Annotated in this window: 15 protein-coding genes; 6 read left to right on the top strand and 9 right to left on the bottom strand. The window is 64.5% G+C overall.

Annotation, left to right across the window (positions count from 1 at the left end; all coding sequences use genetic code 11):
- Positions 1 to 3 precede the first annotated feature (3 nt).
- Both ACZ60G_RS21990 and ACZ60G_RS21985 read left to right on the top strand, forming a co-directional pair.
- A complete protein-coding gene (locus ACZ60G_RS21990; protein WP_040697841.1) occupies positions 4 to 381 on the top strand; it encodes a DUF397 domain-containing protein in 378 nt (125 codons plus the stop codon).
- A 79-nt stretch (positions 382 to 460) separates the two neighbouring features.
- A complete protein-coding gene (locus ACZ60G_RS21985; protein ID WP_465811901.1) occupies positions 461 to 2479 on the top strand; it encodes a M13 family metallopeptidase in 2019 nt (672 codons plus the stop codon).
- 29 nt (positions 2480 to 2508) lie between these two features.
- Here ACZ60G_RS21985 and ACZ60G_RS21980 read toward each other — a convergent pair whose 3' ends face one another.
- The 8 genes from ACZ60G_RS21980 to ACZ60G_RS21945 form a co-directional block, all read right to left on the bottom strand.
- Positions 2509 to 3588 (bottom strand): ABC transporter ATP-binding protein, encoded by a 1080-nt coding sequence (locus ACZ60G_RS21980; RefSeq protein ID WP_465811900.1) that lies wholly within the window; start codon positions 3586 to 3588, stop codon positions 2509 to 2511.
- 26 nt (positions 3589 to 3614) lie between these two features.
- The gene (locus ACZ60G_RS21975; RefSeq protein WP_465811899.1) at positions 3615 to 4943 is read right to left on the bottom strand and encodes an ABC transporter substrate-binding protein; all 1329 of its coding nucleotides are present in this window, start codon (positions 4941 to 4943) and stop codon (positions 3615 to 3617) included.
- A gap of 70 nt (positions 4944 to 5013) precedes the next feature.
- On the bottom strand, positions 5014 to 5805 hold the full coding sequence (locus tag ACZ60G_RS21970; RefSeq protein ID WP_465812141.1) for a carbohydrate ABC transporter permease: 792 nt from the start codon (positions 5803 to 5805) through the stop codon (positions 5014 to 5016).
- 144 nt (positions 5806 to 5949) lie between these two features.
- Positions 5950 to 6879, bottom strand: a complete 930-nt coding sequence (locus ACZ60G_RS21965; RefSeq protein ID WP_465811898.1) for a carbohydrate ABC transporter permease — start codon at positions 6877 to 6879, stop codon at positions 5950 to 5952.
- Between the two features lie 175 nt (positions 6880 to 7054).
- Positions 7055 to 7960, bottom strand: coding sequence for a L,D-transpeptidase (locus ACZ60G_RS21960; RefSeq protein ID WP_465811897.1), 906 nt, complete (start codon positions 7958 to 7960; stop codon positions 7055 to 7057).
- A 385-nt stretch (positions 7961 to 8345) separates the two neighbouring features.
- The gene (locus ACZ60G_RS21955; RefSeq protein WP_465811896.1) at positions 8346 to 9737 is read right to left on the bottom strand and encodes a cytochrome P450; all 1392 of its coding nucleotides are present in this window, start codon (positions 9735 to 9737) and stop codon (positions 8346 to 8348) included.
- 16 nt (positions 9738 to 9753) lie between these two features.
- A complete protein-coding gene (locus ACZ60G_RS21950; protein ID WP_465811895.1) occupies positions 9754 to 11028 on the bottom strand; it encodes a serine hydrolase domain-containing protein in 1275 nt (424 codons plus the stop codon).
- A gap of 37 nt (positions 11029 to 11065) precedes the next feature.
- Positions 11066 to 11620, bottom strand: coding sequence for a DUF6764 family protein (locus ACZ60G_RS21945; protein WP_465811894.1), 555 nt, complete (start codon positions 11618 to 11620; stop codon positions 11066 to 11068).
- Between the two features lie 273 nt (positions 11621 to 11893).
- Between ACZ60G_RS21945 and lppU the strand changes: the two genes are divergently transcribed.
- Complete coding sequence (gene lppU / locus ACZ60G_RS21940; RefSeq protein ID WP_465812139.1) at positions 11894 to 12529, top strand: LppU family putative lipoprotein; 636 nt, start codon at positions 11894 to 11896, stop codon at positions 12527 to 12529.
- A 38-nt stretch (positions 12530 to 12567) separates the two neighbouring features.
- A complete protein-coding gene (locus ACZ60G_RS21935; protein ID WP_465811893.1) occupies positions 12568 to 14016 on the top strand; it encodes an MFS transporter in 1449 nt (482 codons plus the stop codon).
- Between the two features lie 43 nt (positions 14017 to 14059).
- On the opposite strand, the gene ACZ60G_RS21930 is transcribed toward ACZ60G_RS21935, so the two are convergent.
- The gene (locus ACZ60G_RS21930; protein WP_465811892.1) at positions 14060 to 14731 is read right to left on the bottom strand and encodes a S1 family peptidase; all 672 of its coding nucleotides are present in this window, start codon (positions 14729 to 14731) and stop codon (positions 14060 to 14062) included.
- 600 nt (positions 14732 to 15331) lie between these two features.
- Here ACZ60G_RS21930 and ACZ60G_RS21925 point away from each other — a divergent pair.
- Together ACZ60G_RS21925 and ACZ60G_RS21920 are read left to right on the top strand one after the other, a co-directional pair.
- A complete protein-coding gene (locus ACZ60G_RS21925) occupies positions 15332 to 16150 on the top strand; it encodes an MlaE family ABC transporter permease (RefSeq protein WP_174566228.1) in 819 nt (272 codons plus the stop codon).
- A 4-nt stretch (positions 16151 to 16154) separates the two neighbouring features.
- Positions 16155 to 17018 carry an ABC transporter permease gene (locus ACZ60G_RS21920; protein WP_465811891.1) on the top strand — a complete coding sequence of 288 codons (864 nt, stop codon included), beginning with the start codon at positions 16155 to 16157 and terminating at the stop codon, positions 17016 to 17018.
- Position 17019 lies beyond the last annotated feature (1 nt).

Genomic DNA, 17019 nt, shown 5'->3' with positions numbered 1-17019 from the left:
CCCATGGCCACCACCGCTACCCTCCGGTCGGTTTTCACTGACTGGTTCACGTCGAGTCGATCGAACAACGGCAATCAATGCGTCGAAGTCCGGTTCGATGGTGACGCGGTGCTCATCCGTGACAGCAAATACCGCCGCAACCCGGCCAACCGCCCCGCTGAAGAGCCCATCATCACCGTCACCGCGAGCCTCTGGACCTCGTTCATCAACCTTCTCAACAGCGGCCGATCGCATAACGAGTTGATCGCACAAACTTGCGCCGACGGCAGCGCTACCCTGCGCCACGGCGATATCACCCTCTCCTACACCCCCGAAGAGTGGGATGCGTTCATCGCCGGCGCGCGCGACGGCGAGTTCGATCGCATCATCCTGCCCGCCTGACCGCCTGCCCCGGCCGTGACGCGGCCGGGGCCAACCTCGGCGACGGCAGCCTCCGCCCCATCTCTGCATACTGGACATCGTGACTTCCGATCTGAGCAGTCCCTCCGGTATCGATCTCTCCCACCTCGACCACGCCGTGCGCGTTCAGGACGATCTGTTCGCCCATGTCAACGGCGCGTGGCTGGATACCTATGAGATACCGGCGGATCGTGCGGTCGACGGCGCCTTCCGGACGCTGTACGACCAGGCGGAGCTGGATGTGCAGACGATCATCCGGCAGGCCGCGGACTCGGCGCCGCCGCACGGCAGTGATGCGCGCAAGATCGGCGATCTCTACTCGAGCTTCATGGACACCGATACGGTGGCCTCGCTCGGGCTGGCGCCCATCGCGGGGGAACTCACCGAGATCCACGAGGTCGCCGATCGCAGTGCCTTCGCCGCACTACTGGGTCGCCTGCAGCGCACCGGCGTCGGTGGCGCGCTCGGTTTCTATGTCGACACCGACGACAAGAACTCCAACCGGTATCTGGTGCACGCCACCCAGTCCGGGATCGGGCTGCCCGACGAGTCCTACTACCGGCAGGACGAATTCGCCGAGATCCGGGACCGATATGTCGAGCACATCGGCCGGATGTTCGCGCTGGCCGCCGCCGAACCGCAGATCGCCGCGCTGCTGCCCGCCGACCTGGCGACGGTCGGACAGCGGATCTTCGAATTGGAGCGCAAGCTCGCGGCCGGGCATTGGGATGTGGTGCGCCGCCGCGATGCCGAGTTGAGCTACAACCTCACCACCTACGACGCGCTGGTCGCCGAGCATCCGGAATTCGATTGGCACGCCTGGACTGCCGCGCTCGCCGAGGGTATCTCGAAGTCGGGTCCCGAACTGTTCGCCGAAGTGGTTGTGCGCCAGCCGGATTACGTGCGCACCTTCGCGCAGACCTGGGCGGCCGAACCGCTCGCCGACTGGCAGGCGTGGGCGATCTGGCGGCTGTTGCGTTCGCGGGCGGCCTATCTCACCGATCCGCTCGTCGAGGAGAACTTCGACTTCTACGGTCGCACCCTGACCGGCGCGCAGGAGAATCGGGAACGCTGGAAGCGCGGTGTTTCGCTGGTGCAGGATCTACTCGGTGAGGCGGTCGGCAAACTGTATGTCGGCGAACACTTTCCGCCGGAGGCCAAGGCGCGGATGGTCGAGCTGGTCGCCAATCTGCAGGAGGCATACCGCCGCAATATCGCCGAGCTGGACTGGATGGGGCCGGATACCAGGTCGGCCGCGCTGGCCAAACTGGAGAAGTTCACCCCCAAGATCGGCTATCCGGACAAGTGGCGCGACTACTCCGCCATCGTCATCGTCCCGTCCGATCTGGTCGGCAACTACCGACGCGGCTATGCCGCCGAACACGATCGCGATCTGAACAAGCTCGGCGGTCCGGTCGATCGCGGCGAATGGTTCATGACCCCGCAGACGGTGAACGCCTACTACAACCCGGGCATGAACGAAATCGTCTTCCCCGCGGCCATTCTGCAGCCGCCGTTCTTCGATATGCACGCCGACGACGCCGCCAACTACGGGGGCATCGGCGCGGTGATCGGTCACGAGATCGGCCACGGTTTCGACGATCAGGGCGCCAAGTACGACGGCGACGGCAATATGATCGATTGGTGGACCGATGCCGATCGCACCGAATTCGGTAAGCGCACAAAGGCTTTGATCGACCAGTACAACGTGCTCTCACCCAAGGCGCTGGCCGACGACCACACCGTCAACGGCGAATTCACCATCGGCGAGAACATCGGTGACCTGGGTGGACTGTCCATTGCCCTGGCCGCCTACCGGATCTCGCTCGGCGGCGAAGAGCCGCCGGTCATCGACGGACTGAGCGGTCTGCAGCGCGTCTTCTACGGTTGGGCGCAGGTGTGGCGGACCAAGGCCCGCAATGAGGAGGCCATTCGCCGCCTGGCCACCGATCCGCATTCGCCGCCGGAGTTCCGTTGCAATGCGGTGGTTCGCAATATCGACAGCTTCCACGAGGCCTTCGATGTGCAGCCGGGCGACGAGCTGTATCTGGAACCCGCACAGCGCGTCAAGATCTGGTGAGCACGCGGCGAGCCGAGGACGCCGGGCACTCAGCGCAGGCGTTCCTCGGTTTCGCCGTCGAAGAAGAAGATCTCGTCGAGTTTCGGGCGCAGGCGCAGGCGATCGCCGAGTGCCACTTGGAAGCGGCGGTCCACCCGGGCCACCACCTTGCCGGAGCGACTGTTCCATTCATCGGTGACGCCGTGGCTGTAGATGAAGGATTCGGCGCCGAGTTCCTCGAGCAGTTCCGCGGCCACGGCGAGGCCGTTATCGGTCTCGGTGGTGGTTTCCCAGGATTCCGGACGGATACCGACAATGACCCGCTCACCGGTTACTGTGCGGGGCAAGGGAATTCGCAGGTCGCCAAGGACGGCGGCACCGTCGCGAACCGGGGCGTCGAGCAGATTCATGCCGGGTGAGCCGATGAACCCCGCGACGAAAGTATTGACCGGATCGTCGTAGAGCTCACGGGGTTTGGCGATCTGCTGGAGTTTCCCTTCGCGCAGCACCGCGACCCGATCGCCCATTGTCATGGCCTCGACCTGGTCGTGGGTGACGTAGACGGTGGTGGTGCCGAGACGCTTCTGCAGCGCGGCGATCTGGGAGCGGGTGCTCACCCGCAGTTTCGCATCCAGGTTGGACAGGGGTTCGTCCATGCAGAAGACCTGGGGTCGGCGCACGATGGCGCGCCCCATCGCGACGCGCTGGCGTTGTCCGCCGGAAAGTTTCGCCGGTTTGCGGTCGAGCAGATGCTCGAGTTCGAGCATCTTGGCCGCCTCCTGCACCCGAACCGCGGTGTCCGCCTTGTTCATTCCGGCATTGCGCAGTGCGAAGCCCATATTCTGCGCGACCGTCATATTCGGATAGAGCGCGTAGCTCTGGAATACCATCGCCACATCGCGGGCACGCGGCGGCAGTCCGGTGACGTCCTTACCGCCGATCAGGATGCGACCCGCCGCGACGGATTCCAATCCGGCCAGCATCCGCAGACTGGTCGATTTGCCGCAACCCGATGGGCCGACGAGGACGATGAATTCCCCGTCGGCGATATCGAGCTCCAGGTTGTCGACGGCGGGCGCCTGCGCACCGGGATACAGATGCGTCACCCCGTCGAAGTGCACTGTTGCCACGGCGTCGATCTCCCTCTTAGTCGGTACTACTTGGGCAGCTTCGGCGTGATCTGCCGGTCGATAATGGTCTGCAGCTGACTGGCGACATTCGCGAAAGCCGTTGCCGGATCGGCATTCTGCAGACCGATCTGCTCCAGTCCGGTGCCGATGATCTGGTCACCGCCGGGCACGAAGACCCGCGCGTAATCCTGCGATTTGGTCACCGCGAGCTGCTCGATGGCGACCTTCGCATTCGGATTCTTCGCCAGGAAGTCGACCTCGCTCGGATCGGTCACCGCGGACTTGCGCACCGGCATGTAACCGGTGCCCTGCGAGAAGTAAGCGGTATTCGCGCCATTGGTGATGAACTCGATGAACTTCAGCGCGTTCACCTTCCGCTGATCCGAGATCCGCGACGGTATCGCCAGCCCGGCACCGCCGGTGGTGACACCGGGGCCGTTGGGATGCGGCAGGAATGCGGTCCCGAATTGCAGTTTGCCCTCGGCATTCTTCTGGATGCCCCGCAGATCACCGGTGGAGGCGATGGTGGAGGCGATGACGCCGGTGCCGAAGTCGACGGCGATCTGCGGTTTGATGCCCGCGTACTTCTTGGTGTGGATCATATCGCGCAGGAATTGGCCCGCCGCAATGGTTTTGGGGTCGGTGAACTTCAGCGTCCACTGGTCCGAGTAGGCGCCGCCGAAGGTCCAGTTCGGGCCCTGGAAGGTCCAGGCCAGGTAGTTCTTGGCGTCACCCCAGCCGTGCGCGAGCTTGCCGTCGCCGACCACCGACTGGATCTTCGGACCCCATTCGTCGAATTCCTGCCAGCTCTGCGGGCCGCGGTCGGGCAGACCGGCCTTCGCCCATACATCCTTGTTGTAGTAGAACAGCGGCGTCGAACGCGCGTACGGCAGCGCGTAGTGCTTACCGTTGAAGACGTAGTCGGCGGCCAGCGAATCGACGTAGTCATCGAGCTTGACCCCCGCGTCGGCGAAGTGCGAATCGAGCGGTTCGATGGTGCCGTTGAGCGCGTAGTTGAACCACCAGACATCCGACAGCACAACGACATCGGGCAGCTCACCGCCGGATAGCGCCGCATTGAACTTCTGCGACACCTCCTCGTAGTTCTTACCCGCGTCGACCAGATTGACCTTCAGATCCGGATACTTCGCCTGGAACCGGTTGATCAGCTCGGCCTCGAGTTCCTTCGAGGTGCCAGGGTGATTCGACCAGAAGGTGATGGTGTTGGCGTCACCGGACTGCTTGCCGCCACCGCCGCTCCCCGCACATGCGGTCAGTGCGGTACCCGCCGCAAGCGCACCGGCCAGGCCGATGAATCCGCGCCGCGACAGTGCCGGGAATTGTGAAGTGGACACTCGTTTCTCCTATCAGGGTTTGCATCGCGTAGCGATTCCTCGAGGGGTGGTGGTCGGGCGGCGGGTGGGCTTAACCCTTGACCGCACCTGAGGTGAGGCCCTTGATCATGTGGCGCTGTAGCAGCAGGAAGACGACGAGGATCGGCAGCATGGTCAGCAGCGTCCCCGCCATCACCGGTCCCCAGTTGGTGACGCTCGGATTCTCGGTGTTCTGCAGCAGGGTCAGGCCGACCGGCAGCGTGGCGACCCTGGTGTCGTCGGCCATCAGGAACGGCCAGAGGTATTCGTTCCACTCGTTGACCAGCGTGACCACCGCGAAGGCCACCATTGTCGGTCCGGACATCGGCAGCACCACCCGGGTGAGCAGGCGCCACCAGTTGGCGCCGTCCATCCGGGCCGCCTCGATGACCTCCGAGGGCAGTGAGAGGAAGTGGTTGCGCATCAGGAAGGTGCCGAAGGCCACCCCGCAGAGCGGAATGATGATGCCCTGGAGGGTATTTCGCCAACCCAACTGGGCGATCAGCGCGTAGTTGGAGATCACCGTGATCTGGTTGGGCACCATCAGCGCCGCGATGATCACCAGGAACACCAGGGTCTTGCCCGGAAACCGCAGGAACACCAGGCCGTATGCGCTGAACACGCCGAGCACGAATTTCACCAGCGCGATGATCCCGGTGATGGTCAGCGAATTGCGCAGGAAGGTCCAGAACGGCAGCGTCGTGGTGGCGTCCTCGTAGTTCGCCGGATGCCAACTGTGCGGCCAGTACACCGCGGGCTGGGTGTAGATATCCGGACGTGCCTTGAACGAGGTGATGAAGATCCAGAACAGTGGAACGCCGACGATGATCAGCACGCACACCATCGCGGCGTATCCGAGCACCGTCACCGCCCGCTGCCTGCGCTGATACGAAAGAGTCTCTACGCTGTTTCCACGGCGGCCTGCGCGGGTCGCTACATGGTTACGCATGCTGCCTCCTCCGCGCCGGTCGCTCCGGCCGCGCGTGTTTCACTGCTCGCCCCGATCCATGATGCGCACCTGGACCAGCGTGACGACCAGCAGCACGAGGAACATGATGGTGGCGACCGTCGCGCCGTAGCCGGCCCGGAAGTTGCGGAAGGACTCTTCGTAGACCTGGTAGACCATGGTCGTGGTGCCGGTGCCGAGTGGCCCGCCGCGCGTCATCACGTTGATGATGTCGAAGACCTGCAGCGAGTTCAGCAGCACCGTAATGGACAGGAAGAAGGTGGTCGGGCGCAGTTGCGGCAGTAGCACTTTGGTGAAAGTCGTCCAGCGGCTCGCACCGTCCATCTCGGCCGCTTCCATGAGATCGGCGCGGGTGCCCTGCAGCGCGGCCAGGTAGATGACGAAGGTGTAGCCGAGGTTCTTCCAGATATAGGTGACCGTCACCATGAACAGCGCCCAGTGCGGGTCCTGGTAGAAGTCCGGCACCTTGTCGACGCCGATGCGGTGCAGCACATCCTGGATGAGCCCGAAGCTAGGATCGAAGATGAACTGGAAGGCAACGCCGATGGCCGCGCCGGAGATGACGAACGGCGCGAAGATGGCCGAGCGAACCACATTGCGGCCGAACAGCTTACGGTCCAGCAGCAGGGCCAGCGCCAAGCCGAGCACCATGCTGCCGACCACCGCGGCCAGGGTGAACACCACCGTATTGGTGACGATCTGCCAGGAGTCGTCGCGGCCCCACCACTCCCGGTAGTTCGCGAACCCGATGTAGGTCACGAAGTTGTCGGAGATATTGAAGTCGGTGAACGAGAGCCGGATATTGTCGGCCAGCGGGCGGTAGACGAACAGCGTCAGCAGCACCAGATTCGGCCCGAGCAACACCAGGAACAGCGCATAGTCCTGCCACGGCCGATTGCGCAGGCCACGCCCGCGCGGTTGCGGCAGTACTCGTTCCGGTCTGGTTCGCACGGCCGAAGCCTTACGGCGCGCAGCAAACGATCGGTTAAGGCCGAACGCCGATACGCTGAACTTCTCGCGCATCGGGCAAGTGAAACAAAAGCCGAGCACCACGACCGGACTTTCGTCCAATTCGGTCGTAATGTTCGGCTTTCGATTACCCCGTCGCTACGGGGTGGGAGCTAGTTCAGTCGTTCCAGTCGCCGTAGCCGTCGCGGGCGTTCAGGGTCCCGCCCTTGGTGTTCTGAACGATGACCGGGTCGCCCTTCTTGGCGTTCTCGAAGAACCACTTGGCGTTCTCGGTGCTGACGTTCAGGCAGCCGTGGCTGGCATTCGAAACACCTTGCTGCGCAACCGACCACGGGGCCGCGTGGACGAAGATGCCGCTGTTGGAGATCCGGGTGGCGTACTCGACCTCGACCTTGTAGCCCTCGGGATCGGTGGTCGGCACACCGTAGGTGGACGAATCCATGGTCATCTTGCGCAGCTGCTCGCCGACGAAGTAGGTGCCGTTCGGTGTCTCGTGCTTGGTCTTACCCATCGAGGTCGGCATCGTCATGATCTCCTCGCCGTTGCGAGTGATCGTGATGGTGTGGGTGTCGTCGTCGGCGGTGGTGATGAAGGCGTCACCGATCCGGTATGCGGTGCGGGTGCCGCCCGCCTCGACGGTCACATCGGTATCGGCCGGCCAGAACTCGTTCGGCCGCCAGCGCACCTGCTTGTCGCCGAACCAGTAGAAGTGACCCGGCGCCGGATTCGAGGAGGTGATCCTGATGGCCTGCTCGGCGGTGGCGTGATCGGTCACCGGATCCCTGAAGTTGATGATGACCGGCTGCGCGACGCCGACGGTCTCGCCGTCACCAGGGCTGATACTCGGCGGCGCGAAGTTCGCCGTGGCACCCGGATCGGTGGCGGTCGAGTTAGCGGAGCCGGTGCCGACACCCGGCAATGCCGGATCGGCCTGAGCCGGCGCGACGGCGGTGATGCCGACCGCGGCGATCGCCGCCGACAATAGGATGCCCTGCCGGAGTCGGCGGGCTAGCGCTCCCCGACGAGGAGCAGTCGACGTCCCGGTGTGCAAAGCGGCATGCATAAGTTTCTCGTCCAATCCATCTCTCGCCTACGCCGTGGCGCAGCGAGATCTCTCATCGGTGTGGAGCTCGCAGGGCGGTTTCACGAAAACTCTTCGTGGATTCCGTGCGAACGCCCACGGAAAAACGGCGCGGGGCACACGAAGCACCCCACGGGTATATGACGCACCCGACCCTGGCGTCCTTCCTACCGTCCAGGGCCATCCGTGGCCAGTGGCGTTTCGGATTGATTCGTGCTGATCGCATAATGTGGCGAGCAACACATATGCCGTTGGGGGTCATGATCATTCGTGAAATCGGCCGGTCAGATCGGGTGAGCCTCGATGGCTCAGGACGGCCGTCAAGTCGTCCAACCCCCAGATGAGCCAAACTCCTTCGTGAGATAAATCACGAAATGACATCGAATGGGATCGACCGATGCGGACCCGTCGCGATGTTGTGCGGCACCGATAGCGGCGCCCGCCCGCGCGCATGCCGCGGTGGCAATAGCAGCCGCCGTCGACCGAGAATGGTCGCGAGCACGATTCGCAGTTCGTAGTCGGCCAGCGATGCCCCGACACACCGTCGATGTCCGCCGCCGAAGGGCGCGAACTCGTACGGCCGATACTTGCGCTCGATGAACCGCTGCGGCTGGAAGAGCTGCGGATCCGTCCACACGGCTGGATCGGAATGCAGCAGCGGCAGCGCGATGCCGATAGTGTCGCCCGCCGCGAGCTCGACACCGCGCAGCACGAACGGCGCGGTCAGCCTGCGCAGCACGATCGGCACCGCGGGATGCAGCCGCAGTGTCTCCTGGCACACCGCGTCCAGGAACGGCAGCCCGGCCAGCTCGAGCGGGGAGGCGTCGGGGCCGGCCGCGTCCAGTTCGGTGCGCAGGCGCTGCAACGCCTCGGGTTCTCGATGCAGATGGAACAGCGCCCACACCAGACTGGTCGCGGTGGTCTCGTGTCCGGCGACGAGCAGGGTGCGCAGTTGGTCGCACAGATCGTCATCGGTGATCGAGGTGCCGTCGTCATAGCTGGTCGCGAGCAGGAGACCGAGAATGTCGGCGCCGCCCGAGCCGACGGCCCGACGCCGCGCGATATCGGTCAGGATCAGCTCGTCGAGCCGCTCGCGCGCGGCCACGAACCGATCCCACGGCGCCCGGCCGAACAGCCCGTGGCGCAGTGCGGGCACCAGCATCAGCGGTCCGGAGTACGCGGTGAGGAATTCCGCGACCGCGGCGGTGTATTCGGCGCGGCGCTCGCGGCTGTCCACCCCGAATACCGCCTCCAGAATCACCCGCAAAGTGATCGCCCTGGCTGCCGCCCGCGAGTCGATGCGCGTGCCCGGTGTCCAGGCCGGGCGGGATTCGCCTGTGCTGCCGGATATTTCGGCGATGGTGGACTCGCGGATGAGTTCGCCGTAGGCGCGGATCCGCGCACCGTGGAACGCGGGTGCGAGCAATGCCCGATCGCGCCGATGTCGTTCGCCCGCGGTCAGGATGAGCGACGCGCAGCCGACCAGCGGTTCGATCGGATTCGGTCGCGGCGGTTCGAGCAGATCGATCGGCGCGCGGAAGAATTCGCGGGCACCGTCGGCCGTGCCGGTGAACAGCGCCGCGCCGAAACCGGGAAACCGCACGTAGAACGGATCGCCCTCGCGTTCGCGTCGCCAACGGAAGTACCGCTCGAAATCGATGCCCGCCGCCAACGCGTGCGCAACCACCATTCTCGGTGCGCGCGGCGTCGAAGACGCGGCGTCCAGCGCCGTTTCCTCGGATGCGCCCGCCTGCTCCATATCTATATCTACGAACTCACGCCGGTCCCGGTTCGACCGCCCCCTTCGGGCGCCCCCTGCGCACCGTATTCTCGGCGAGGGCGGCCAAGCGCGCGAGCCGGGCGTCCCCCAGCGCGGTCACCGCATTGCCGAGCCGGTTGGTGACGAAGGCGATCGACATGCCAAGTTCCGGATCGGCATAGGCGCCCGAACCGCCGAGTCCATAGTGGCCGAAGGCTTTTCGCGGCTGCTGCTTGGACATCACGACCGGACGGTGATAGCCGAGGGTGAATTTCAGCGGCACCCCGAGCACATAGTCGCGGCTGTCGGCCCGCTGCGTCTCATTGATGATCGCGATCGTCTCCGGTCGCAGGAACTGCACCGCGTCGATGGCGTGACCACCGCGTTCGGGATCCAGCGCCTCGACCCGCCCTTTATTCGCAAGGGCCCCATACATTCTGGCCAGTGCGCGCGCCGAGAAGACACCGTTCCAGCCCGGCATCACCGCATCGTGCACGCGCGGATCGCGGACGAGTTCGTCGAAGCTCTCCGGCATCCCCGCCTCGGCGAGTCCGCGCACCGGCCGCACCCAGGACAGCACCGATGACGCGGTATTCCAACGGATTCCGGGTGGATTCAAATGCGGAAAGATCTTGGCGATCCGATAGCGCTCGGATTCCGGTACCCGGAACCAGAATTCGTCATAGCCGAGTGGTTCCGCGATCTCGCGCCGCACCACATCGGTGAACGGATCACCGGTGACGCGCTGCACGATCTCGGCCACCAGCCAGCCGAAGGTGATCGCGTGATAGCCCGATGTGCGGATGCGCCGCGGGTCGGCGGGGCTCTCGGCCAGCGCCGTCACCACGGCGTCGTAATCGAGGATGCCCTCCCGGCCGGGGACCAGGCCGCGCACCCGATGCAGTCCGGCGCGGTGCGAGAGCACGTCGCGCACCGTTATGTCGTCCTTGCCGTGTGCGCCGAACTCCGGCCAGTAGGTGGCGACCGGGGCTTCGTATTCGATCTGCCCGCGCTCGGCCAGCCGGTGCACCACGGTCGCGGCGACGCCCTTGCCGGTGGAGAAGGTGAGTGCGACATTCTCGCCGTTCCAACGTCGATCCTTGGCCGCCCAGCCCGCCCAGATATCGACGACCGGTCGACCATCGAGATAGATCGCGAGCGCACCGCCGCCACGCGTCGGCTGGACGAACATGCCGAAGAAATGATCCGCGAGGCGGACGAATCTCGGATCGACGAGCATCTCCAGTGGCGCGGCTGGCCATCGGTCCGGTGCGGGGAAGGCTGAAACCATGGGTCACACCTCCTGCTGGCTGGCTGGGGCCGAATTCTCAGCCTAACTCGGATCGTGGCGTTTGCCAGCGACCGAAAGGCGTGGTCAGACAGGTCGCACCGGTTGCCGAATTCCACGCGAAGGCTGCCGTGCCCAGGCACACCACCGCGCTGTCGGCGGTCACGACCTGTGCACGCGAGCCGTCGAAGGCGATCGATACCGCGAACAGCGGGGTGGGCGGGCTCGGTTGGTCGGTCTCGAAATCCGTTGCCGGAGCGACGATCGAGGTCAGCGCGACGGCATCGGCGCCGTAGCCGAGCGCGATCGGAATTCCACCGACTCCGTCACTCGCGCCCACACCGCCCGCCGCACCGATGCCGAGCGCCGCGGCACCCAGGCCGGCACGGGCATAGCCGACTCCGTCATATCCGGCCGCCCGTGCCCGGCCGAGGGATTCGGCCGTGGCCCGGCATGCGGTGCTTCCGTCGATCACGGTGACATCCGTCCCGCCGTCGGAAGCGCAGTGCACATCGGCTGCCGAGGCCACTGCGGGGAGGATCAGCGCGGCGACGAACGCGGCGGCGGTGCAAGTGATCGCGCTGATCAGCTTCACAGACGAACTCCTCTCACACCGGAAACCCCACCATACTCAGATCGGTTGCTGCGACACCGATTCCGCTGGTACGCCGCGGTGCCACAGTGATCGAACCGACATTTGGGCCGTCACTGTGCTTCTCCGATGCGGTTGCTGCCGACTCGACGCACCTGCGCTCGGTGGTGTATGCATGGCGTGGTATTTCACGCTTTGCTAGATCACTTCGGATTCCGACGGGGGTATGAGTTCGGAGCGTTACAGCCGGGAGGACTGTAAGTGTCTCGTCAACCGATCTCGGGTCGCCTCGCGACGGCGGCCGTCGCCGCGGTCTCCGTCGTCGCCGCGCTCTCGCTAGCGGGCTGCGGCAATAAAATCAGCGGCAATGCCCAGCCCGCCATAAACGGGACCATCGATGCGGTCTCGTCCACCAACACGCCGAAAACCTCAGGGGCCAGGCCCACCACCAGCGCCCGCCCGTCCTCCGGTAAGCCGACGGCGACCACCTCGGCGACCAAGGGCGGCAGCACCGATTTCCAGGCCAATGTCGGTGACTGCGTGACGCTCGGCGGCACCACCGATAACGCCACCATCGCCAAGGCCTCCTGTGGCAGCCGGGCCTCGAATTACAAGGTCATCGGCAAGGCGGCGACCAGTTCGCAGTGCGTCGCCGACCGCGACTCCGCCTACTTCGAAACCCTGAACGGCGTGCAGCAGGGCGCGATCTGCCTGGATATCGACTGGGTCGTCGGTGGCTGCATGGATATCAGCGGCGAGGATCCCAAGCGCATCGACTGCACCGAACGCGTCAGCCAGGGCGTGAAGGTGACCAATATCCAGCAGGGTGCCGACGATGCCAGCGTCTGCGGCAGCAGCAGCGGCTTCGAGTACCCGACGCGGCGCTTCGTGGTCTGCGTCCAAAATCTCTGACGCCCACGAAACCGGCCGGTAGCGGCTACGTTTGGTACGTGAGTGCTGAGTTACCCCGGCTGGGTTCGGCTACCGGCCGCTGGATCCTGCTGGCCACTATCCTCGGTTCGTCGGTGGCCTCACTGGATGCCACCGTCGTCAATATCGCGTTGCCGCGCATCGGCGAATCCCTCGACACCGATGTCGCGGGCCTGCAGTGGACGCTCAACGGCTACACACTGACCCTGGCCTCGTTCATTCTGCTCGGCGGCTCGCTCGGCGATCATCTCGGCCGCCGCAAGGTATTCGTCGTGGGTGTCATCGGTTTCGCGCTGGCCTCGCTGCTCTGCGGTGCCGCGGTGAATATCGAGATGCTCGTCGTCGCCCGTATCCTGCAGGGGGTGGCGGGGGCGATGCTCACCCCGGGCAGCCTGGCGCTGATCTCCTCATCCATCGATCAACGCGATCAGGGTGCGGCGATCGGCCTGTGGTCCGGCTTCGGTGGCGTCGCGGGTGCACTCGGTCCGTTCCTCGGCGGCTGGCTGATCGAGTTGGCCGGCTGGCAGTCCATCTTCTTCATCAATGTGCCGCTCGCGGTGGTCGTCGTACTCGTCACGCTGCGGCATGTGCCGGAGAGCCACGACCCGAATGCCTCGGCGCGACTGGATATTCCCGGTGCGGTGGTGGTCGCGGTGGCCCTCGGCGCGCTGACCTTCGGTCTGATCGATGCGATGCCGGTGCTGGTGGTCGTCGGTGTGCTGCTGCTCACGGTCTTCGTGGTGATCGAAATGCGCAGCGACCACTCGCTGGTGCCGCCTTCGCTGTTCGCCTCTCGGGTCTTCACCGCCGCGAATCTGGTCACCCTCGCGGTCTATGCCGCGCTCGGCGGTGTCTTCTTCCTTCTGGTCATGCAGCTGCAACTGGTGGCGAAATACACGCCGCTGATGTCGGGGGTGGCCACCGTTCCGGTCACATTGATCATGCTGGTGCTTTCCGCGCCCGCGGGTCGTTGGGCGCAGGTGCACGGTGCGCGCATTCCGATGACGGTCGGTCCGCTGCTCGCCGCGCTCGGCTTGGTATTGCTGCTGCGCATCGGACCCGATACCACCTATCTGACCGATGTACTCCCTGGCGTACTGGTCTTCGGTCTCGGCCTGTCGGTATTGGTCGCGCCACTCACCGGTGCGGTACTCGGCGCGGTGCCCGCCAGTGAGGCCGGTATCGCCTCCGGGGTGAACAATGCCGTGGCCCGTACCGCCCAGCTGCTCGCGGTCGCCGCGCTGCCCGGCCTCGCAGGCATCTCCGGATCGCTCGGCGACCCAGTGGAATTCGACCGCGGCTTCGGCGTCGCGATGTGGATCTGCGTCGGCCTGCTGGTGGCCGGTGCGCTGATCGCGGCTGTACTGCTGCGCGCGCCGCGACGCGCCGCGACGCTGGACAATGTCGACTGCATGCCGCAGTGCGGGGTGGCGGGTCCGGCGCTGGCGCCGTTGCACAAAACAGAATGAGCGGGTCATTCGACCCGCTCATTCGGTATTCGACTGATCCTGGCTAGATCGGGTTGAAGCCCGCCCCGACGCTGCCACGGGCATTGATATCGCCCATGATCGAGCTCATATTGGTGCCGACCTCGGGCCCGAAGCAGGCGATGGCGAGATACGCGTTCACCATCCCGACCAGTGTCGTGCCGACGACGACCGGTGCCCCGGAATCGCCCTCCACCACACACATCTGCGACCAGGTCTCCATATTGGTGCCGAACAGGTCACCGTAGGCGATGCCGCAGGTATTGCCGGTGGTGCGGCCCTCCTTGCAGACGATCATCGGGAACTGGGCGGGGCCGCCGATCCCGGTGATGGTGACATTGCCGACCCGGTTCACCGGGGCGACCTTGGCCGGATCGAATTGGATGATGGCGTAGTCGAGATCGTGGTTGGAGTAGACGAACCGGCCGATCACGCCTGCGCCGCGGTCGAGTTCGGCGTACACCTGAGCGCCCGGGTCGCCGCAGTGTCCCGCGGTCAGGCCGACCAACCGGCCCCCGCCGTCGTAACCGACCGTCGTGACAGTGCATTCGAACTGATTATCGATAATGATTCCCGACCCACCGCCGATGACGGGTGGCCCCGCGGCCTCCGCGGTCCCGGCCCCCGTCGCGACCAGTGCCGCACCAAGAGCTACGGCGAAGGCAGCGTTGGCCACCTTGGCGAGTTTGCTGAACATGTCCCTCCAGACGTCGGAAGTCCGCACGATATCAATCTGTCGCACCCATCGTGTCAGTATTCGGCTCCGGGCGCGTCCTCTATCCGTAGCGATCACTTGCGGGTCGCTCGAAACGGTCTGCTGTCCGATGTCGAACGCGTCGGCGAAGACCGCACTTTTCGACATTTTGGATGCAGCGTCTCATTTTCTCGCGATAGCGAAAGTCTATTACTGCAATCATCACAAAGTGACCGATTGTGTTTCGGTTGTATGTTGATCGGTACCGTAGAAGCCATTCGAATCGCGCGCATATTTTGCATGAATATTATCCGCGCAAATAGTCGAGCAGGCCATATGCGGGGCTGATCGGAGCTGGTGGAACTGTAACGTGTTCTAGAAGTATCACCGTTAACTTTGGGACCGATCCCAAGCGTCGGGCCACTGCTCATAGCGTTTTCCCTATGGTGACTCCAATCTATGACTGCAATCACACGGTGATGGTGTGTTCCGCACTACTCCGTAGTAAGGTGCGTCAAGCAAACAAGTCGTCGGGGTTTGGTTACCGGCGTCGAGAGGGGTTAGCCAGTGCAGTCGACCAAGAGTCCACCAGCGCAGTCACGGATGAGTGACGCGGTCGATTGGACGAAGGCCTACTGGGAAGACCATCCGAAACGCTCCTTGGAGACCTTCGGCAGGCAGATCACGATGGGGTTCGCGGCGGTCGCGGAGTTGTTCATCGCGATATTCCGACGCCGCTTTCCTTATCGTGAGTTCATCCGTCAGTGCGCGTTCATGTCCAGTGTCGCCGCGGCACCGACGCTGCTGGTCGCCATCCCGATCGGCGTGATCGTTTCCATCCAGGTCGGCGCGGTCGCCAGCCAGGTGGGTGCGACCTCTTTCATCGGTGCGGCGAACGGTCTCGGCATCATTCAGCAGGGTGCGCCGCTGGTCACCTCGCTGATGATCGCGGGTGCGGTCGGTTCGGCGATCACCGCCGATCTCGGTTCGCGCACCATCCGAGAAGAGATCGACGCGATGCGGGTGATGGGGGTGGATCCGCTGCGTCGTCTGGTCGCGCCCCGGCTCGGTGCGGCGATGCTGGTCAGCGTATTGCTGTGTGGCTTTGTCGTATTCGTCGGATTTTTGACTGGCTACATTTTCAATATTTTCGCGCAGAACGGCACCCCGGGTTCTTATATCGGCACCTTCTCCTCGTTCGCCGTCACCATCGATCTGCTTGTCGCACTGGTGAAATCGTTGATCTTCGGGTTGCTCGCTGCGATCATCGCCTGTGATACCGGGCTCAATACCCGGGGCGGTCCGGGCGGAGTCGCCAACTCGGTGAACTCCGCGGTGGTCAGTTCCGCCATCATGTTGTTCGGCGTGAACTTGATCATCACCCAGATCTACAACGTTCTCCTCCCCCCACAGGTGGTCTGAGCCGGTGTCAACAACCTATATACCGCCGCTGCTGCGGCCACTTCGGCAAATAAAGAAGTCCGCGCAGGTCCCGGTGGATATGGTTGCCCGCCTGGGGCACCAGGTGTTCTTCTTCCTGCGGTCGGTGGGCTCGATCCCGTTGGCGCTGCGGCACTATCCGAAGGAAGTCTGGCGGCTGCTTTCGGATGTCACCTGGGGCAACGGCAGTCTGGTCGTCGGTGGGGGCACCATCGGCGTCATCCTCATCCTCAGCGCGTTCGGCGGGATGACGGTCGGCATCCAGGGCTACACCTCGCTGAATCTGCTCGGCCTGAGCCCGATCACCGGCGCCATCTCCGCATTCGCGACCACCAGGGAGTTGGGGCCGCTGCTCGCGGCACTCGCCTTCGCCGCACAGGCCGGCTGTCGATTCACCGCTCAGCTCGGCGCGATGCGGATCTCCGAGGAGATCGACGCACTCGAGTCGATCGCGATCCGGCCGCTGCCGTATCTGGTGAGCACCAGGATGTTCGCGGCGATGATCGCCATCGTTCCGCTCTACTGCCTGGGCCTGGCCATGGCCTACATTTCCTGCTCGCTCACGGTGCAGCTGATCGGCAACACCTCCAGCGGTACCTACGCGCACTACTTCTATCAGTTCCTGATACCGACAGACGTGCTCTACTCACTGGCCAAGGCGATGGTGTTCGTCGCGATCACCACATTCATCCAGTGCTACTACGGCTTTTTCGCCTCGGGCGGTCCGGAGGGTGTGGGTGTCGCGGCCGGTCGGGCCATCAAGATGTGCATCATCATCGTGGTTTTCGCGGACCTGTTCATGACATTGGCGATCTGGGGCGTCAATCCCGGCATCCGGATCTCGGGGTAGG

The sequence above is a fragment of the Nocardia sp. NPDC102475 genome, from assembly GCF_055584605.1.
The sequence above is the reverse complement of the archived record's forward strand: the minus strand, read 5'-3'. Positions and strand labels throughout refer to the sequence as shown.